We start from the raw sequence: 19,177 nt of genomic DNA on the forward strand, positions 1-19,177 counted from the left end.
AGAGACTGCCACACTTTTTCGGCAGAGGGACTAGGTGTTTTTATGCTTTTTCTTCATAATCCTGGATATATGCTTCAATTACCCTCTACACATTGTCCATATCCCTTAATATTTGGTCATCGGTAAAACGTAAAATCCCAATACCCAAGTTATTCATCTTCTCCTCCTTTACTGCATCCTTATCATAAACTTCAACTATACCGTGTGAATAACCGTCAACTTCAATACCCAACATAAGTTCCTGGCAAAAGAAATCCAAAATATAGTTGTCTATTGGTTTCTGACGATGAAAATCATAGCCATACATCTGTTTTGATTTCAACTTTAACCATAGTATTACTTCTGCTTTCGTACTATTATTACGCAAATCACGAGCCAATTCTTTCAATTTAGGGTTATAAGGAATGATTTTTCTTGTTTTCATTGTTTATCTTTTTACACACCCCCAGCCCCTCTCAAGGGGGGAGTTCTCTGTGCCCTACTGATAAAGTTTATCCTCTCAATAAAACATTCCCAAAAATTATTTTCAAAGAAATATTGAATCAATAAATAAATCTCTACCACCCAAATTCTACTCCTAATTGAATACAATTACTATTATAATAACCGTTACAATTCCCATAATGAGAGGTGTTAGGGGTGTGTTTTCCAGACACTCACATTATTCCACTACCACTTCATCATTAAGTTTATCCTATCAATAAAACGGCCATTTTACAATTATTTCAAAGAAAACTTACATCTAGCAATAATTCTCCCACTCCAAAATTTTTATGCCTCTTGAGGGACAACCCATATTAAAATAAACGGCAATCATTCCCCTCTTGAGAGGGGTTAGGGGTGTGTTTTACCAAGTCCTCAAATTATTCTTCTATCACTTTATCAAAAAACATCTTTGTCCATCTAGTCCTGGGAAATTTTTGCTACAATCCTTCTAAAACCTCAGCTATATCATTGCTCATCCCAAAAGTTTATGCGGCACCATTACTTATTGTCATCAACACTTCGGAATCTCCCATCCTCACTTATCTTCAATATTTTTCCGGTAAATGGACTTTTGACCCAAATATTATATCCAAATCGGTGCTTGTCCAAATTAGATTTTATAGACTTTCCCAAAATGTTTTTAGGTGTTGCCACTTGCTTTTCGGCACCCTTTTTACCTTGTAAAACTCCTCTGTAGAGGGAATATAAATGCCATTTTATGTAATCGTCCTGCGGAATTGAAAAACTGTCCTTTCCTCCCGCTTCTTCTGAAGAAAAATAAACATATCCCCAATGCTCCGGCTCATGCATATTAATAACTCCTTGTGGCGACCACACCCAATTATATTCGGGAAGGAACTTACCCTTATCATCCTTTTTCCTGGTATACCTGCCGTCCGTTAAATCGAAATTCCAGTTGACCCTAGAAAAATTAATCCTCCAAAAATCGTTCTCCGGCACATTACTCCCATTGCTTGCCTCCGTGATCACCTTCCATGGAATAGCTATTTCAACAGTCCAACCTTTATCCGTATCCGATGAATCATTTAGGGTACCATCAATACTTACCGCTGATTTTACACCTTGAATATCCCAACTGTCGATCACTTTGCCATGATTTCTATACGGCTTGGTCAGAAATAGGTCCCACAATGTATTATGGGCATTCATCTCATATTCGTAATAATTATGAGTGTCGCCATCTGGGTCTATAAAAATTTCAAAATCATTGTTATAAAAAATAACGGTATCCCTCTGCTTTAAAGTGGCCCACACATGTGGTTCATCCATTTCTGCCATAACATAGAGGTAATCGTTATCCCATAACATTTTCATCCTAGTCCTATATTTAGGCGTCATTTTTCCTTCGATATCAATATAATCTTGGGACCAGGTTGCTATTTGCCAAGAAGCATCGTCTCCTTTTCCATCTATAACCAAGGCTTCATTCGCCTTAAAGGCAATATAATTCCTTGGGATTAGTTCTTGGCCGCTTATCCCGGCAATGCCAATAAACAAAAACAAAAATGCTATTAACAACGTTCTGGTTTTGTTGAAATTAGTTTGCCTCATATTTTAATTTTTGTTGTTCCTTTTCAATAGCCCACGATCCCACTGAAAAGCCCGAGCTATAAACTATTCTCCTTTGTGAATTTTACAATTTCAGAAATACGTCCAAATGCCAAGCCGGTAACCGTGTCCGCCGCCCCATAATAAATGGCAACCTTGTCCTCTTCAATGGAATGCAATGCAGCACATGGAAATACCACATTTGGAACATCGCCTACACATTCATAATTGGTCTGTGGCGCCAATAAATAAGGCTTCGTCCTAAATAACACTTGATCTGGGCGCTCTTTATCCAAAATAGCCGCTCCCATGGAATATCTAAATCCGTTGCAGGTATTTATTACCCCATGATAAAATGTTAACCAACCCTCATCTGTAAGAATAGGTATAGGTCCTGCTCCAATTTTGGTACACTGCCATGCACTATCTACAAATGGAGTAACCTTCATAACACATCTATGTTCTCCCCAGTACTTCATATCCGGACTATAGCTAATGTAGATATCACCAAATGGCGTATGACCGTTGTCACTTGGCCTGCTCAGCATAGCATATTTCCCGCCAATTTTTTCCGGGAACAACACCCCATTTCTATTAAAGGGCAAAAAAGCATTTTCACATTGAAAAAATTCCTTGAAATCAAAGGTATATCCTATTCCAATAGTTGGACCATTATACCCATTACACCAAGTAATCCAATATCTATCCTCTATAAAGACCACCCTGGGATCGTATTTATAATCGGATTCGATCATATCAGTATTACCGGCCTGGAATTGAATGGGGTTATGGTTTATATCCCAATCTATGCCATTTTTGCTAAAACCGGCAAAAATATTCATTTGTACCGCCTTATTATCACAGCGGAATACCCCGGCAAACCCATCTTGAAATGGTACTACCGCACTATTAAAAATACTGTTGGAAGAAGGGATTGCATCTCTTTTTACCACAGGATTCTCTGTATACCGCCAAACTACATCTGCACTTTTTGCAGGCCTTTCTTGCCATGGAATGTTACTCACGTTATTTTGATTTAATATTATAACTAAACTTGTTTCTCTCTAATGTAATGTATCTAAAACTTAGTTCCAGGAACTTTTCAATTTTTTCTAATTCGGTATTTTTCGAACTTTATCCAACCAGGTAAACTTTAAAATTGCCGAGGTAACACCAAATACCACTAATGCAATAACAGCCTTAGGATAATCCCTGATCATAAAGTATATGGGCAGTACGATCATACTGGACTGCCAAATTATGCCCACCGCACAGTTCATCATATCCCACCAAAATTCATTGTTCTTTTCAAATGTAGGATCTTCCGACTTCAATTCTTTATATATCGGATTCCACCAACCCCATGGTTTCACATTTTTGTAGAAGGATTTTAATACTTCCTTGTCCGTCGCAGGGCTAAAATAGGTTCCCAAAAACGAACCCAATATGGAGACGCCAAAAATAATAGGAAATAGGTAAATAGCATGGACATGTGAAAGCTCGTACAAAAAGCCACCCTCCGCAAAATTAGCCTTGTTGTTATCCAGAACAAATTGTAATGAAGCAATAATTAATCCAGACAACATACCCCAAAAATAGCCCCAACCATTAAATCGCCACCATATCCATTTTAAAAAATTAGCTGCAACATACCCCCCGAACAGGGCACTTGTTATCCAAAGTGTAAGTGAATTGATGGAATCTGCAAAGAATCCCATAAAAACACCTAAAATTACCACCAAGAATGAAGCTATATGACTCACCTTTATATAATGCTTGTGTGATGCTTCCGGCTTAAAATATTTTTTATAGATATCATTGACCAAATAAGCTGGACCGGCATTTACAAAAGCTGAGAAGGTGGACATAAAAGCCGCAAGCAAACCGGCCAACAGCAAGCCCTTTATCCCTACCGGCACATGAAAGTTGATTACTTTGGGTAGTAAAATCTCCAACTCTGCACCTGTAAGTTTAGGATTGGCAATCATTTCCGGCGTTAGTACCACCAAGGCAATGACAACAATACCAGTTATTAACAAATACCTTGGAATAAACAGCACCAAATTAGTAAACCCACTCATATAAGCAGCTTCTTTAACTGTTCGGGTAGACAAGATTCTTTGAAGGTCATAACTGGGTGTTGGTCCTGCTATACTGGCAAAGAAACCTTTAAAAAGTGTCATACCTATCAGGGCTCCGAACATCTTATATCCTTCGGAATCGATCAAATTATTAAATGCTTCAAAATCCTTGCCCCAATGGGTTCCCAATTCCCAACCAAAAAACACATTCTTCCACTCCGTACTAATAACAGAATTGATTTCCACATCAGTAAAAGCGAAAAAGGCATATCCTGCCACTAGAATACCCGCGATTACCATGATGATATATTGTAAAACCTCTGTGGCTACCACCGAGAACATTCCTCCCTTTATCGTATAAATGGTGGTCAAAAATATGATGACCATGGCATATGACTGTTCGGAAGTAAGCAAAACAATTTCACCTAAATGTAGGGCCAGATCCCAAGGCAGGATAATAGTCAAAAATTTACCCACACCTTCAAAGAAATACGCAATAAATCCCACTGCTGCAACAATGGCAAATACAGCAACTATGCTATGCGAGGCCCTCCCGGACCTATCATCCCCAAAGCGGGTTAAGATCCATTCCGAACCGGTCATAATATTTGACCTACGTATCCAAACGGCCAAAAACATCATTACGAAAATCTGGTTCCAAATAGGCCAGAGCCACATGAACATAAAGCTTTTTACTCCGTACAAAAACAGGATTCCAACCATCCAGGCAGTACCTGAAACATCAAACATACCCGATCCATTACTGAGTCCCAGAAAATACCATTTTATATTGTTGCCTCCTAGAAAGTAAGATTTGAGTCCCATGGATGCTTTTTTTGAAACCCAAATACCAACAAAAAGTGTAAGTACTATATAAGCTATGATAATTACAATATCAATTACGTTCATTAAAATTTATTTAAGTGTTATAGAAAATAGTCCGCCAATCAGGATTTCCAGTCGTTAAAGGTTAAAAAATGGCCACAGCCAATTGATTTTTCGCCATAAAAGACAACTACTCTTATTTTTTTTATAAATTCCCCAAATTTTCCTGGAATGCATCAGGCTTTCTTAGATTAAATAAAAAATATTAGCCATTATTTCTAATCAGAATTAAATATTTAATTTTTTTTCGAGGAAGGAGCATAAATTTAGACCAATAACCTACCGGTAAAGCCAAACGCCCTATTTTAGAAATAATGTCTGTAATCTAGACCTATGCCAATTAAAAAGTGGAATCATAAATTACTTAGCAGAAATAGTTCCGGTGATTTCAATATTACCTACAAGCACCATATCATCTTTTGGGCCGTCTATATCCTTTTCAATATTTTTCGTTGGGGAAATTTACATCACGATTTTGCCTATTCAATAAAAACCAATCTACTGGGATTCCCCATACATATAGCCTTGGCATACTTCAATATTTATTTCTTAATGCCGAAATTTGTTTACGCCAAAAAATATTTCACTTACACCGTTCTATTGCTTGCCACATTGCTTGTTGGCCTTTTTGTGAAATTCAACCTAACCTATTATTTGGTCAGCAATAATGTAATGCCAGAGGCAGGGGACGTTGAAAGCCTCACATTAAATTACGCCATGGTCACAATGTTGGGAGAACTTTATGTGATGTCATTTGTAACTGCTATAAAAATTACGGTGGATTGGCTCAATAAAAGTAGCAAATTACATGAACTGGAAAAAAGACAATTAACAACCGAATTGAAATTCCTTAGATCTCAAGTATCCCCACATTTTTTCTTTAATACCCTGAATAATATATATTCATTAACTTTAGAAAAATCGGACCGAGCTCCAGAAATTGTATTAAGGTTGTCCGAATTAATGCGCTACTTGTTATATGGTACAGACAAGCCCTATCAAGAATTGACCAAAGAAATTGAATGCATCCAAAATTATATCGATTTGGAACGTATTCGATTCGACAATTCGTTAAAAATTGATGTGAATATTTCAGGAGATATTGAAGAAAAAAAAATTGCCCCTATGCTTTTAATGCCCTTTATTGAAAATTGTTTTAAACATGGCGCCGGTAAAAATATAGGAGTAATGTACATAAAAATGCGCTTGGAGGTTATAGGGGATATTTTAAATTTTGAAGTGAGCAATACCTTACCACCAAAGTCAATGCGAAATATATTAAATGAAACGGATTGTGGAATTGGACTTTCCAATGTAAGAAAACGACTGCAATTGGGGTATGAACCAGAAGATTATAATCTTTCTATATTTGAAAAAGATAAAATGTTTAATGTTATTCTTAAATTAAAGGTGTAATGAGTTTTAAGGTAATAATAATCGACGATGAACCCCTAGCTATCAATATATTAAATAACTACGTTGAGCAAATTAAAGAATTGACACTAGTTCAGACCTTTACCAATGCCATTGATGCTTCCACCTTTTTACAGAGAAATGAGGTAGACATTATATTCTTGGATATCAATATGCCCATCATGAACGGTCTGGACCTCCTAGGCAGTATAAATTCAAAAGCCATGGTAGTAATGACCACTGCCCATGAGGATTATGCCCTTAAAAGTTTTGAATTGGAAGCCATAGATTATTTGGTGAAACCAATACCATTTCACAGATTTTTAAAAACAGTTCACAGAATAATAAACTTAAGAGAGGGGTTTTCTAAAAAAGAAGTTCAGAACACCAATGAAAATCACAGCATTTTTGTAAAGGTTGATAAGAAAAAATTACAGAAAATCTATTTGGATGACATAATCGTAATTGAAAGTTTAAAGGACTACATCAGGATAAAGACAAAAGCCAACAAATTCATTATACATAGAACGTTAAGCAGTTTTACTGAAGAACTCCCATCGGATAAATTCATTAGAATTCATAGATCTTATACCATCGCAATTGATAAAATAGAAGCTATTGAAGGAAACAGCGTGGAAGTACAGGGTATTAGATACACTATAGGCCGCAGTTATCTAAACGACGTTAAAGCCAAAATTCTTAATAATAATCTAGACTAACCCGTCTCAACTAGACTTCGATTTATTTTTCTGGCAGCATTTAACTTCCCTAATTAGTCATTTGTCGAAATTTACTGCTAAAAAAACACAGAAATTTTAAAGGAATTATTTTACCCATAGTCAAATGTCTATCAAACCTCTAAAATATACTTATACAAGGTCCCTAACTGTGTATTGTGTACTATTGGCATTATTCTCGCTAAGATACCTTAGGCTGCAATACGGGAGTACAAACCATTGGAACCACCAAAAGTGGTGAAATTTATGGGAAGGTTCCCGACAAAATCGACTTTACTTTTCTTGTAAGACCAATTTTATCTGACCGATGCTTCAAATGCCTTGGACCGAATAAAAATGCCATTAAGGGTGGACTTTCTGTGAACACTGCCGAAGATGCTTATACCGTACTGGTTAAAAACAAAGACCATTAGGTCATTGTAGCCTGTGATAAAAAAAAAGCGAATCGGTAAATCGCATATACACCAGGGACTAATCTTAGATGAAGCCACCACCGGAATCCAATCTAACACTCAATGAATATGAAGAGGAGATTCTAAAAAAATGGTTAGACCAAGGCGCTGAATTTAAAACCCATTGGGCGTTTAATGCTCCTGAGACACCCCAAATGCGGGAGACAAATAACACTATTTGGGTTCAAAATAAAATTAACCAATTTGTTTTATCCAAATTGATACCCAATGAAAAAACCTACAAAGAGAAGTTATTGTACTGGGTATTTTAAATTGAAGCTTTCAAGAAAAACGATTCGCATTCAGCCTACGAAAAAATAAAGGCTGAACGACCTAATTCAGATACCAATTTTCAATTTTTCGACCTTAACATACCACCGATGAACTCCAATTACGTAAAGGCAGAAGTAATGAATCAATTTAAAAATCCTTCCTGGCATCCCAACCCAGGAGGCAAGAGTTGGTTATTTGTAGATGAGATAATACTTAACTAAAATTGATCCATATTGCCCTCAAAAAGTCTTGTGTAACAATTATTACATATAGATTTTTAGATACCTTTATCTTTGCAGATTAAATTAATAATATGGAATATATACTTCAACCATGGCCATGGTATGTTTCCGGGCCCTTGATTGCCTTTACGATGCTAATGTTGGTGTATTTTGGAAAAACATTCGGCATGTCGTCCAACTTACAAACACTTTGCAGTATTGGTGGTGCCGGGAAATATTCAGACTATTTCAGGTTCGACTGGAAGGCACAGCGCTGGAATCTGACCGTTGTTCTAGGTGCTATTATTGGAGGCTTTTTAGCAGCACAATTTTTATCAGATGGTTCAGCAATTGAACTGAGCAGTGAAACCATTTCAGAGTTAAATAATTTGGGATTTAATGAGGTTGGGCAATCTCTCTTACCTCCCGAAATTTATAGTTGGGAAAATGTACTGAGTGTAAAAGGGCTATCGATCCTGGTAATTGCCGGATTTTTGGTGGGCTTTGGAACCAGGTATGCAGGAGGATGTACTTCCGGCCATGCCATTACAGGCTTAAGCAACCTACAATTGCCCTCGCTAATAGCGGTAATAGGGTTTTTCATAGGCGGACTTATAATGACCTTCTTTATTATACCCCTTATTTTTGGGACATAAAACCAGGCTTGGGATTTACACCGTCATTGTGATGGACAAAATTTTCAATGAGGAAGTTATAAAAAGAGCAATCAATTATTAATAAGCTTAAGCCTGGAAAAATTGTTTTCAGCAAAAAGTATACAACATAAACAAAATGAAATTCTTAAAATTCTTGTTGGTAGGTATCTTCTTTGGTATTGTTCTTGTAAAATCGGAAGCAGTATCCTGGTATCGTATCTATGAAATGTTCAAGTTTCAATCCTTTCATATGTACGGAATTATCGGCTCTGCAGTATTTCTCGGCATACTATTTATTTGGATCATTAAAAAATACAAGGTAAAAAGTATTGAAGGCAGAGACATAGATTTGGCTCCAAAAGATAAAGGAGCGGCAAGATATATTCTTGGGGGCACCATCTTTGGATTTGGATGGGCTTTGGCAGGTGCTTGCCCAGGACCTATGTACATTTTAGTAGGCACTGGTGTTTTTAGTATGTTTATTGTAATTGCAGCCGCACTATTGGGAACATTTACATACGGCCTACTGCAGAAAAAATTGCCTCATTAAGACAAAATCTTCCTTATAAACCAGTATCCTGGCAGAATTTCAACTTTAGTGAATTTCCCAAGTATGGGCAAATTAAATCATGGGAGAGCGGTATTGAACATATCTACACCTTACCTTAACAAGGCTGTTGGTTGTTTTAAATAAATATGAAAGGCTATTGGGAACTATTGCCTGCTTAAACGATTTCAGCACTTAATCCTGCATTCAAAAGCTTACTACATCTAGGCTTTAAATCGTTATACTCCCCTGTTTTGACAGTACATTTACCATTGTAATGAACAATTAAGGAGCATTGCTCCGCCTGTTCCCGAGTATGGTCACAGGCCATTATTAATGTTTCAATGACATAATCAAAAGTATTAACCTCATCATTGAACAAAACAATCTCATTTTGTTTTAGCGTCTCCTCTTCCAAAAGCAATTCTTCCGAGACTTTTTCCTTTGTACTCATAGAATTCAATTTTAATACCTTCTAAAATACATATTTTACGGCAACCCAATTATTCTTTTCCAGATTTTTTTCAAATTTTAACCCTACTTCCTTACATCTTTCCGAAATCTGTGGAATATCCTCCTTATAAAAACCACTTACAAATAATATACCGCCTTTTTTTAGGCATTTCACATAGGTTGGAATATCTTCCAACAAAATGTTTCTATTTATATTAGCTATAATAGTGTCGTATTGCTGATCTACCAATAAATCGGCAGTTCCTTCATAAACATTAATATGGTTGCAATTGTTGCGCTCAACATTTTCTTGGGCATTAAGGTAGCACCAGTTATCAATATCAATGGCATCAATGTTCTTGGCCCCTTTCATTGCCGCCAAAATAGCTAAAACCCCAGTTCCACTCCCCATATCCAAGACCGATTTACCATTAAAGTCGTGATCTAAAATATGCTGTAACATCATATGGGTAGTTTCATGATGCCCGGTACCGAAACTCATCTTAGGTTCAATAATAATATCATAATCCACTTTGGGCTTATCATGAAAAGGTGCTCTAACCACGCACTGTTCACCCACTTGAATGGGGTTAAAATTACTTTCCCATGTAGCGTTCCAATTCTCCTGCTCTATCTCCTCATATTCATACTCAATTTTAAACAATGGATTTTCAAGAATCTGTAAATCATCCAAAATATTGGGATTCCAATCTTCTTTTTTTATATAAGCTTGTACCCCATCTTCTTTTTCCACAAAACTTTCGAATTGAACCTCGCCCAATTCAGCTATGAGGATGTCAGAAGTTGGTTGAACAGGATCTACCTTAAAATTATACTCGATATATATGGAATGCGACATTTTATTAAAATTTGCTAATTGACCACCCTATTGGAGAAAAAGAACCCGTTGATGCTACAACGGGCCTTTATAAATATTATATTATATCCAAACCACTGAAAAAGGTGATTTTCAACAGGCATTGAATTTCGTATTATTCTTTATTATATTGCTTTAATTATCGCGATAAAATCATCCGCTACCAATGCAGCCCCTCCTATTAAACCTCCGTCCACATCTGGTTTAGAAAAAATCTCAACGGCATTGTTAGGTTTTACACTACCTCCGTAAAGTATGGAAACATTATTCGCTATGCCAGAATCGTAAGCGTTGGTAATTGTATTACGAATAAACGCGTGCATTTCCTGTGCTTGTTCCGGCGATGCCGTTTCTCCCGTTCCAATTGCCCAAACAGGCTCATATGCCAAGATAATTTTGCTCCAGCTTGAGGCGTCCAAAGAAAATAAAGCATTTTTCAGTTGACTTTCCACCACTTTAAAATGATTTTCAGACTTACGGTCTTCCAATTCCTCTCCAAAACAAAACATTACCCTCATGTTATTAGCCAATGCGGCCGCTACCTTTTTTGATAAAATCTCATCGGTCTCCCCAAAATAGGCTCTTCTTTCCGAATGTCCAATAATGACGGTATCTATACCAATACCTAAAAGCATATTGGCAGAAATTTCCCCGGTATAAGCCCCACTTTCCGCAAAATGCATATTCTGTGCAATAACCTCAATGGTAGACGATTTCAATTTGTCCACCGCTGCTGCCAAATTCACAAAAGTTGGTGCCACCATAACTTCTGCTTTAGTATCCGGAATTTTAGCGGTAAGTTCAGCCAACAACGTTTCCGTTTCCACTAAATTCTTGTTCATTTTCCAATTTCCTGCAACTATTTTACTTCTCATTTCGATTCTAATTTATATTGTTCTCTTTTGTAATTAAAGGTATTTTTTTCTTTCTGATTCAGCAAATGTCAACAATTACTATTCAAACTTTAAATCCTCCAAGTCGTTGTAATGAACTTTTTGGATAATAGTGCCATGCTCCAAAACCAAGACACCTGGATTGGACCGTACAATTGTTTTTAAAGTAGTTTCATCCGTGAAATAAAAATCAAAACTCAATTTATATTCCTTTATCATTTTTTGAGTATAATCCGGACCGGAAGCGGACATTCCAATAACCTTATAACCGTTCTTTATGGCCTTATCCGTAACCTCCTTAATATCATTAAAGACATTGTAGCGGCTCTTTGCCAGATCATAAGCGATTACCATTACCAATTTCGGTTCCTGTAACAGGGAGGCCGAAAAATCTTCACCACCCTGCTCAATGGTAAAATCATGTATCGGGGGTTCATATCCTTTCTGAATTTCCTTGGTTTCCACACCAATAAATTCTCCTTCTACCGAGGGATAATCCCCATTGGTCACCACCACTTTTTCTCCTCCGTCCACATTAAATTTCCAACTATAATCAAAAATAGCAACCGGTGCATTCTCTGGAATGCCCATGCCTTCCTCTATGTTAGCTCCAATTTTATAAGGTCTAAAATCTATTGCCGGTAAGTGGTTGAGCACATAATTGGCAAAGATAGCACTTACCAACAAACTAAGACCTACAAGAAGTCTTTGACTTCTATTCCCTAATGGTGATTTGATATGTTTAATCCCTAAAAAAAGAATAACGATAAGCACCAATAATATTACATCCTTGGTAAAGGATTCCCAAGGCGTTAATTTTATGGCATCTCCAAAACAGCCACAATCGGTAACCTTATTAAAATAAGCAGAGTAAAAGGTAAGGAAGGTGAAGAATACAATCATCAACAGTAGGCTCCACAGTGTAATTTTAATTCGAAAACCTATTAATAACATGACACCCAGCAAAACCTCCAGAATTACCACAAATATTGAAATCCCCAGGGCATAGGGCATCAGAAAATCTAAATCCAGTACTCCTGGACTAAAATATTCCTCCAATTTAAAAGAAAACCCAACAGGGTCATTTAGCTTAATAAATCCACTGATAATAAATAAAACGCCGACAATAATACGGCACAATGCCACTATATATTTCATATTCTAATTCAATTCTCTATTTATAAATCCAAATCCGATTTGATTTTTCTTCGTTTTCCCAATTAACTCAATATCACAATAATACATCATTCAATATCCAGTATTTAAAAATGGAATTTTAGGATTTGGTTACTTTTCCCAGGTGTATCATTGCAAATACGGCATAGTTGATTATATCCTGATAGTTGGCGTCTATACCTTCGCTCACCAATGTTTTGCCTTTATTATCCTCTATCTGCTTAACACGCAACAACTTTTGCAAGATCAAATCTGTCAGGGAACTTACCCTCATCTCCCGCCAAGCTTCACCATAGTCATGGTTCTTATTTTCCATTAATGTTTTGGTGATGGAAATATGCTTGTCAAACAATGCAACCGCTTCGGAAGGGGACAGATCTGGTTGATCAACAATTCCTTTTTCAATTTGAATTAAGGCCATTATGGAATAATTAATAATTCCGATAAATTCGGAAACCTCACCCTCATCTACCTTGCGCACTTCATTTTCCTGCAAACTTCTAATGCGCTGTGCCTTGATATATATTTGATCTGTAAGTGATGAAAGCCTTAAAATTCGCCATGCACTGCCGTAATCTTGCATTTTTTTCAGGAAAAGTTCCCTACAAACATTAATAACGGCATTGTATTGCTCGGAAGTATTATGCATTTAATCTTTCTAATTTGTGTAAATTTCGCTTAAAATTTTAAACTAATCAAAAATCGAGGTTTAAACTTAACTACCCAAAGTTTTAAAGCCTTTTATCTTATAAAAAACATGACCATTAACTGCAAAGGAAATTTATTGGACTTAAGTACACCAAGAGTAATGGGCATACTCAACATAACTCCAGATTCATTCTATGATGGGGGTAAATACAAGAACGAAGCCGATATTATTTTCCAAGTAAAAAGCATGCTGGCCAGTGGCGCCACCTTTATAGATGTTGGGGCGTATAGTTCACGACCTGGTGCGGCACACGTAGATGAGAAAGAGGAGTTGGCACGAATTATTCCAATTATTAAACTATTGCTCAATACTTTCCCGGACATCCTATTGTCCATTGACACCTTTAGAAGTAGCGTTGCCGATGAATGCCTAGACCTTGGAGCTGCCTTAATCAACGATATATCCGCTGGTAATTTAGATCCGGAAATGTTATCAATAGTAGGTAAACACCGCGTACCCTATATTATGATGCATATGATAGGTACGCCCAATACTATGCAGGGCAAGACAAATTATGAAAATCTACTAGGCGAAATACTCTATTACTTTTCGGAAAAAGTAGCCCTGGCCAGGAGCATGGGTATTAACGACATTATTATAGACCCAGGCTTTGGTTTTGCAAAGACTATGGCGCAGAATTATGAAATTTTGAAAAAATTTAATTTATTACATAGTCTGGGACTACCAATTTTAACGGGTATAAGCAGAAAATCCATGATTTACAAATTACTTGACAGCTCTCCGGCCGAAGCTCTAAATGGCAGTACGGCACTACATATGTATGCGCTGACCAAAGGCTCACAAATTTTGAGGGTACATGATGTTAAGGAGACTATGGAATGCATCCAATTATTCAAAGCCATCAATGATTCCGGTAATCTACAATAACCTAATTAGATTAGTACCATTGATGAAATTGTTTAAAAAAGGACCAAAACATTTTTCGGAATTTAATATTCGGTTATAGCTTATTTCCTATTTTTACCAAAACCACAGGATTGGATTTTTTAAACTTCTTAGATTTTAGCGTTACAGACATAATAGACATCTTTTTGGTGGCTGTGCTCATGTATTATATATACCAATTGGTCCGGGGAACCGTAGCCATTAATATTTTTATTGGTATTGTTATTGTTTGGGCTTTTTGGAAATTGACAGAAGTCCTGGATATGAAAATGATCAGTAGCATGGTAGGAGGTTTTATGCAAGTGGGCCTAATTGCCCTTATTATAGTTTTCCAACAGGAAATTAGAAAGTTTCTTTTAATGGTAGGTTCTACCAATTTTGCTTCCAAACGCAACTTTTTTAAACATTTTAAATTCTTAAAAGAAGACGGACTAACCATTGGAACAAATGTAGACGCTATTATTTCGGCTTGCGAAAAAATGGGAAACACAAAAACAGGTGCACTTATAGTAATAGCCCGAAATAATTCTTTGGATTTTGTAAAGTCTACCGGTGATAAAATGTATATAGAAATTACCCAACCTATCCTGGAAAGTATTTTTTATAAGAATAGTCCCTTACATGATGGCGCAGTAGTCATTGAAGATAATTATATAGTAGCTACCAGGGTAATTCTTCCAGTCTCCAATGAACGCACAATTCCATTGCGTTTTGGATTAAGACATAGGGCAGCTGTTGGCATTACTGAAAAAACCGATTCCCTTGCCATAATTGTAAGCGAGGAAACCGGCCTTATATCCTATATAAAAAATGGTGAATTTGTACTGTTTAAGGATACGGAAGAACTGGCAAGTTTAATAAAATCCGATCTGCGCTGATTCCAATAACATTGATAAGCCCTTAGGCTACCTCCTCCGCCAGGAATTGAGCTTCATAAAGATTTTGATAGTATCCTTTTTGCTTCAATAGTTCTTCATGGGTTCCGGTCTCTACAATCAATCCGTCCTGCATCACCAATATTTTATCGGCCTTTTTAATCGTTGCCAAACGATGGGCGATTATAATTGAAGTACGACCCTCCGTAATTTTTTCTGTGGCACGCTGTATCAACTGTTCCGAATAGGTATCTACGGACGAAGTAGCCTCATCCAAAACCAGAATACTGGGGTTACTGACATATGCCCTTAAGAAAGCTATCAACTGTCGCTGACCACTGGAAAGCATGGTCCCCCTTTCCTTTATGTTGTAGGTATAACCACCAGGAAGACTGGAAATAAACTCGTGGACCCCGATCTGCTTTGCAGCCTGTTCCATAAGCTCTAGAGTAGTATTACTATTCTTTAATGAAATATTATTGGCTATGGTATCCGCAAAGAGAAATACATCCTGCAATACCACAGCAATTTTAGACCTTAAAGAGTTTAATTTATAGTCCTTAATATTAATTCCATCAATCAAAATAGCGCCAGAATTAATCTCGTAGAAACGATTTAGCAAATTAATAATGGTGGATTTCCCGGCACCTGTTGCCCCTACTATGGCAATCGTCTCTCCCGCCTTAACTTTAAAGGATATTCCATGCAGTACTTCCTCATTTTCCAAATAACCGAAGCGCACATTGTTAAATTCAATATCGCCCTTAACACTTTCCTTATCTATTGTTCCTATATCTTGAATATTACTGTCGGTATCCAATATTTTAAACACCCTATTGGCTGCCACCATTCCCATTTGAAGGGTATTGAATTTATCCGCTATTTGCCGTAAAGGGCGGAACAACATGCTGGACAGCAATATAAACATGAAAATGGTACCGTATTCCTCTTGGCTAATATTGGCTACATTCTGCAAACCGCCGTACCACACGATCAAACCTACCGTAATGGATGAAACAATTTCGGCGACCGGAAAAAAGATAGAGTTATACCAAACTGTTTTTAACCATGCATTTTGGTGTTTCTCATTGATTTCCCTAAACTTCTCCTTCTCTATTTCCTCCCTGGTGAATAGCTGTACTATCTTCATACCCGTGATACGTTCCTGAACAAATGAATTTAGGTTGGATACCTGTGCCCTAACCTCAATAAACGCCACCTTCATAGCCTTTTGAAAAAGCCTTGTAGCGTACAAGATAATGGGTAACACAGCGAACACAATTAAAGACAGTTTCCAATTGGCAACAAGCATAACTACGGCCACCACCAACATTTTTAGGAGGTCGGAAACTATGACAAAGAAACCTTCGCTAAAAATCTCACCAATCCTTTGCATATCGGTTACCGCTCGGGTAACTAGTAGCCCAATTGAAGAATTGTCATAATATTTCATCTTAAAGCCCATAAGATGATTAAATAGCTTTATCCGAATATCCTTTATAACGGATTCTCCCAGCCAGTTGGCGTAATAATTAAAATACAGCTGACTTAGAACTTCCCCTAACAAAACACCAACCATGCCCAAGGTCAAATACAATAATTTTTGACTATCCTTATTGGTAATGGCGTTATCCACGATCTCACCAACCAAAATAGGGGTAAGTACGGCAAAACCTGATAATAGTATTGCCGCTATGGCAACACCGTAAAAGGTTAATTTATATGGCCTAACATGCCTAAGCAGGCGCTTAAACAATCTATAATCAAATGCTTTTCCTGTATCCTTATCCATTGTAATCAATAATATTTTTTGGATATTTTATTGTTGTCAAATATAATCCTTTTGCGGGCACGGATACCCCGGCATTGCTCCTATCCTTACTTTCCAAAATGGACTCTATGTCCGTCAATGAAGATTTGCCCAGACCAACATCAACAAGGGTCCCAACAATAGCACGTACCATATTACGCAAAAATCGATCTGCGCTTATTGTAAAAACCAACTTATCACCATCATTGGTCCATATAGCCTTTCTAACATCGCAGAGGTAGGTTTTTACATCGGTATTGGACTTTGAAAAACATTCAAAATCCTTATGTTCCACTAAAATAGTAGCCGCTTTGTTCATCAGCTCTATATTTAACGGATATTTCACATAATAGGCGGCATCGGTCAAAAACGGATTCTTTTCCTGTACTATCCAATATTCGTATATACGTTCCAAAGCATCAAAGCGGGCATGTGATTCCACAGGAACTTCATAAATTTCACTTACTGCGATATCATCAGGTAGAAAAGCGTTTAAACGGTAAATCAGTTCAGTGCAAAGGAAAAGCACCTCAGAATCAAAATGCGCGTACATTACCTTTGCATGCACCCCCGAGTCCGTCCGCCCCGCCCCTGTCAAGGAAACGGTTTCCCGCAACATCATAGAGAAAGCCTTTTCCAAAACTTCCTGCACCGTTATTGCATTGGGTTGTTTTTGCCAACCGTGATACGCCTTACCTTTGTAAGAAAATTGGACGAAATATCTCAATTGAATGATTTAGTTTTGTAGTTGGCAAAGATACTTGTTCTTATGGAGAAAACGGATAATGGACTTGTTTTACTAAGATGAAAATGTAGTTTTGCGCTCAATTAATTATTTTTTTTGGCTTGAAGGGCAGAATAATGGGAATCTTTGATCCTAGCAGCCGGCAAACCTTAATTCTCTATAGCACCCTATGAAAAAAATACTCTTGCTCTCCGATACCCATGGCCATATGGACGAAAAAATCCTAAAATACGCTAGGGTTGCAGATGAAATTTGGCACGCAGGAGATATTGGCAATTTAGAGGTAATGGATACCTTGGAAAAAATAAAGCCCGTTAAGGGTGTCTACGGAAATATAGATGAACATAGGATTCAATTGGAGTATCCACTGGACAATCGGTTTAAATGTGAGGACGTAGATGTCTGGATGACCCATATTGGAGGATACCCCAATAAATACAATGTACGGATAAGGGAAGAAATCAAAATTAATCCCCCTAAACTTTTTATCTCCGGACACTCCCATATCCTTAAGGTAATGTGGGATAAAAAATTGAACTTACTACATATGAACCCTGGGGCCTGTGGCATACATGGCTTTCATCAAATACGAACTATGCTACGGTTTGTTATAGACAAAGAGAACATTAAGGATTTGGAGATTATAGAGCTTGGACAAAGGGGATAATTCTTAAGGGCCTCCATGGTACTTACCTAAATATTAAACCACTAAATTCCCTTATAAAAAGCGGGATTAGTTCAACTAACAGTTTTAAATTCGTTGCAAGCTACTTTTTAAAACAGAGTTTCACCAATAAAAAACCCGGGCACTACCCCGGGTTCACGCACTAATACTACTAAGATGTTAGGCTTAACGCAAACGATCGACAGATTTTACAAGATCTTCATCCTTTTTTATTGCCCTGTTGGCCAGGACTAAAAAAACGATAGAAAATACAGGAATCAGCATCCCAATACCCTTCTCAGAAACAATAGTTTCTCCGGATAAGTTTAGTGATCGGTAAACGAAAAATCCTAGTAAAAAAAGATTCAATATCATATTCAATCTGTTTACTACAAATTGATTTTGTCTATTCTTATATAAAACTATAGCCAACAGCCCAAGGACTGCCACAACATAAAAAGCAACGGAAAGGAATACTTCATTTTCTGCGAATATTTCATTTCCGGCGGCATCAGACCATAGATTTACAAAAAACGGTACAACCGCCCCTAATAGTATAACTACGATTAAATAAAGTGTCTGAATTCTTTGAATCATGCTTTTTAATACAATTGAAAAGCAAAAATAAGCGTCTTTTTAAAATTTATCACCTAAATATTGAAAATAATTTGTAATATTGCTACGTTATAAGTCAAATTACTTACCAACAGGGGATTTCATTCCCTTTATTACCCATAACAAGAACAACA

Annotated in this window: 19 protein-coding genes; 7 read left to right on the forward strand and 12 right to left on the reverse strand. The window is 37.0% G+C overall.

Annotated features, from left to right (window positions below):
- Nucleotides 1–85: 85 nt before the first annotated feature.
- The 4 genes from MWU78_RS04305 to MWU78_RS04320 form a co-directional block, all read right to left on the reverse strand.
- Nucleotides 86–424 (reverse strand): DUF559 domain-containing protein, encoded by a 339-nt coding sequence (locus tag MWU78_RS04305; RefSeq protein WP_246995330.1) that lies wholly within the window; start codon nt 422–424, stop codon nt 86–88.
- 560 nt (nt 425–984) lie between these two features.
- A complete protein-coding gene (locus MWU78_RS04310) occupies nt 985–2,058 on the reverse strand; it encodes a carbohydrate-binding family 9-like protein (protein ID WP_246995332.1) in 1,074 nt (357 codons plus the stop codon).
- A gap of 56 nt (nt 2,059–2,114) precedes the next feature.
- A complete protein-coding gene (locus MWU78_RS04315; RefSeq protein WP_246995334.1) occupies nt 2,115–3,080 on the reverse strand; it encodes a glycoside hydrolase family 130 protein in 966 nt (321 codons plus the stop codon).
- Between the two features lie 87 nt (nt 3,081–3,167).
- A complete protein-coding gene (locus tag MWU78_RS04320; protein WP_246995336.1) occupies nt 3,168–5,045 on the reverse strand; it encodes a sodium:solute symporter family protein in 1,878 nt (625 codons plus the stop codon).
- 309 nt (nt 5,046–5,354) lie between these two features.
- Between MWU78_RS04320 and MWU78_RS04325 the strand changes: the two genes are divergently transcribed.
- The 4 genes from MWU78_RS04325 (at nt 5,355) to MWU78_RS04340 (ending at nt 9,323) form a co-directional block, all read left to right on the forward strand.
- Complete coding sequence (locus MWU78_RS04325; RefSeq protein ID WP_246995338.1) at nt 5,355–6,437, forward strand: histidine kinase; 1,083 nt, start codon at nt 5,355–5,357, stop codon at nt 6,435–6,437.
- A complete protein-coding gene (locus MWU78_RS04330) occupies nt 6,437–7,153 on the forward strand; it encodes a response regulator transcription factor (protein ID WP_246995340.1) in 717 nt (238 codons plus the stop codon). Before MWU78_RS04325 ends, MWU78_RS04330 begins: the two co-directional genes overlap by 1 nt.
- Nucleotides 7,154–8,209: 1,056 nt before the next feature.
- The gene (locus MWU78_RS04335; protein ID WP_246995342.1) at nt 8,210–8,773 is read left to right on the forward strand and encodes a YeeE/YedE thiosulfate transporter family protein; all 564 of its coding nucleotides are present in this window, start codon (nt 8,210–8,212) and stop codon (nt 8,771–8,773) included.
- A gap of 136 nt (nt 8,774–8,909) precedes the next feature.
- Nucleotides 8,910–9,323 (forward strand): DUF6691 family protein, encoded by a 414-nt coding sequence (locus tag MWU78_RS04340; protein ID WP_246995344.1) that lies wholly within the window; start codon nt 8,910–8,912, stop codon nt 9,321–9,323.
- A gap of 175 nt (nt 9,324–9,498) precedes the next feature.
- Here the strand turns inward: MWU78_RS04340 and MWU78_RS04345 are convergent, their stop codons facing one another.
- The 5 genes from MWU78_RS04345 to MWU78_RS04365 form a co-directional block, all read right to left on the reverse strand.
- Nucleotides 9,499–9,774 carry an ATP-dependent Clp protease adaptor ClpS gene (locus MWU78_RS04345; protein WP_246995346.1) on the reverse strand — a complete coding sequence of 92 codons (276 nt, stop codon included), beginning with the start codon at nt 9,772–9,774 and terminating at the stop codon, nt 9,499–9,501.
- A 21-nt stretch (nt 9,775–9,795) separates the two neighbouring features.
- Entirely contained in the window at nt 9,796–10,632 is an 837-nt protein-coding gene (gene prmA / locus MWU78_RS04350; RefSeq protein ID WP_246995348.1) for a 50S ribosomal protein L11 methyltransferase, read from the reverse strand.
- 143 nt (nt 10,633–10,775) lie between these two features.
- On the reverse strand, nt 10,776–11,525 hold the full coding sequence (tpiA, locus tag MWU78_RS04355) for a triose-phosphate isomerase (RefSeq protein WP_246995350.1): 750 nt from the start codon (nt 11,523–11,525) through the stop codon (nt 10,776–10,778).
- A 78-nt stretch (nt 11,526–11,603) separates the two neighbouring features.
- On the reverse strand, nt 11,604–12,701 hold the full coding sequence (locus MWU78_RS04360; protein WP_246995352.1) for a BT_3928 family protein: 1,098 nt from the start codon (nt 12,699–12,701) through the stop codon (nt 11,604–11,606).
- A 118-nt stretch (nt 12,702–12,819) separates the two neighbouring features.
- Nucleotides 12,820–13,368, reverse strand: coding sequence for a DUF1599 domain-containing protein (locus tag MWU78_RS04365; protein ID WP_246995354.1), 549 nt, complete (start codon nt 13,366–13,368; stop codon nt 12,820–12,822).
- Between the two features lie 108 nt (nt 13,369–13,476).
- Between MWU78_RS04365 and folP the strand changes: the two genes are divergently transcribed.
- Both folP and MWU78_RS04375 read left to right on the forward strand, forming a co-directional pair.
- Nucleotides 13,477–14,316 (forward strand): dihydropteroate synthase, encoded by an 840-nt coding sequence (folP, locus tag MWU78_RS04370; protein WP_246995356.1) that lies wholly within the window; start codon nt 13,477–13,479, stop codon nt 14,314–14,316.
- A gap of 110 nt (nt 14,317–14,426) precedes the next feature.
- A complete protein-coding gene (locus tag MWU78_RS04375) occupies nt 14,427–15,212 on the forward strand; it encodes a diadenylate cyclase (protein ID WP_246995358.1) in 786 nt (261 codons plus the stop codon).
- Between the two features lie 22 nt (nt 15,213–15,234).
- Here MWU78_RS04375 and MWU78_RS04380 read toward each other — a convergent pair whose 3' ends face one another.
- Entirely contained in the window at nt 15,235–17,001 is a 1,767-nt protein-coding gene (locus MWU78_RS04380; protein WP_246995360.1) for an ABC transporter ATP-binding protein, read from the reverse strand.
- A complete protein-coding gene (gene truA, locus MWU78_RS04385; protein WP_246995362.1) occupies nt 16,994–17,746 on the reverse strand; it encodes a tRNA pseudouridine(38-40) synthase TruA in 753 nt (250 codons plus the stop codon). Before truA ends, MWU78_RS04380 begins: the two co-directional genes overlap by 8 nt.
- A 187-nt stretch (nt 17,747–17,933) precedes the next feature.
- Between truA and MWU78_RS04390 the strand changes: the two genes are divergently transcribed.
- Nucleotides 17,934–18,431: a metallophosphoesterase family protein gene (locus tag MWU78_RS04390; RefSeq protein ID WP_246995364.1), complete on the forward strand. Its 498-nt coding sequence runs from the start codon at nt 17,934–17,936 to the stop codon at nt 18,429–18,431.
- A gap of 183 nt (nt 18,432–18,614) precedes the next feature.
- On the opposite strand, the gene MWU78_RS04395 is transcribed toward MWU78_RS04390, so the two are convergent.
- The gene (locus MWU78_RS04395; RefSeq protein ID WP_187587764.1) at nt 18,615–19,025 is read right to left on the reverse strand and encodes a DUF4293 domain-containing protein; all 411 of its coding nucleotides are present in this window, start codon (nt 19,023–19,025) and stop codon (nt 18,615–18,617) included.
- Between the last annotated feature and the right edge of the window lie 152 nt (nt 19,026–19,177).

The sequence above is a fragment of the Arenibacter sp. F26102 genome (genome assembly GCF_023015865.1).
Lineage (GTDB): Bacteria > Bacteroidota > Bacteroidia > Flavobacteriales > Flavobacteriaceae > Arenibacter.

Coding starts and splice junctions, on each gene's coding strand:
- MWU78_RS04305 (WP_246995330.1), bottom strand. CDS start 424: ATGAAAACAAGAAAAATCATTCCTTATAACCCTAAATTGAAAGAATTG.
- MWU78_RS04310 (WP_246995332.1), bottom strand. CDS start 2,058: ATGAGGCAAACTAATTTCAACAAAACCAGAACGTTGTTAATAGCATTT.
- MWU78_RS04320 (WP_246995336.1), bottom strand. CDS start 5,045: ATGAACGTAATTGATATTGTAATTATCATAGCTTATATAGTACTTACA.
- MWU78_RS04325 (WP_246995338.1), top strand. CDS start 5,355: ATGCCAATTAAAAAGTGGAATCATAAATTACTTAGCAGAAATAGTTCC.
- MWU78_RS04330 (WP_246995340.1), top strand. CDS start 6,437: ATGAGTTTTAAGGTAATAATAATCGACGATGAACCCCTAGCTATCAAT.
- MWU78_RS04335 (WP_246995342.1), top strand. CDS start 8,210: ATGGAATATATACTTCAACCATGGCCATGGTATGTTTCCGGGCCCTTG.
- MWU78_RS04340 (WP_246995344.1), top strand. CDS start 8,910: ATGAAATTCTTAAAATTCTTGTTGGTAGGTATCTTCTTTGGTATTGTT.
- MWU78_RS04345 (WP_246995346.1), bottom strand. CDS start 9,774: ATGAGTACAAAGGAAAAAGTCTCGGAAGAATTGCTTTTGGAAGAGGAG.
- prmA (WP_246995348.1), bottom strand. CDS start 10,632: ATGTCGCATTCCATATATATCGAGTATAATTTTAAGGTAGATCCTGTT.
- tpiA (WP_246995350.1), bottom strand. CDS start 11,525: ATGAGAAGTAAAATAGTTGCAGGAAATTGGAAAATGAACAAGAATTTA.
- MWU78_RS04360 (WP_246995352.1), bottom strand. CDS start 12,701: ATGAAATATATAGTGGCATTGTGCCGTATTATTGTCGGCGTTTTATTT.
- MWU78_RS04365 (WP_246995354.1), bottom strand. CDS start 13,368: ATGCATAATACTTCCGAGCAATACAATGCCGTTATTAATGTTTGTAGG.
- folP (WP_246995356.1), top strand. CDS start 13,477: ATGACCATTAACTGCAAAGGAAATTTATTGGACTTAAGTACACCAAGA.
- MWU78_RS04380 (WP_246995360.1), bottom strand. CDS start 17,001: ATGGATAAGGATACAGGAAAAGCATTTGATTATAGATTGTTTAAGCGC.
- MWU78_RS04390 (WP_246995364.1), top strand. CDS start 17,934: ATGAAAAAAATACTCTTGCTCTCCGATACCCATGGCCATATGGACGAA.
- MWU78_RS04395 (WP_187587764.1), bottom strand. CDS start 19,025: ATGATTCAAAGAATTCAGACACTTTATTTAATCGTAGTTATACTATTA.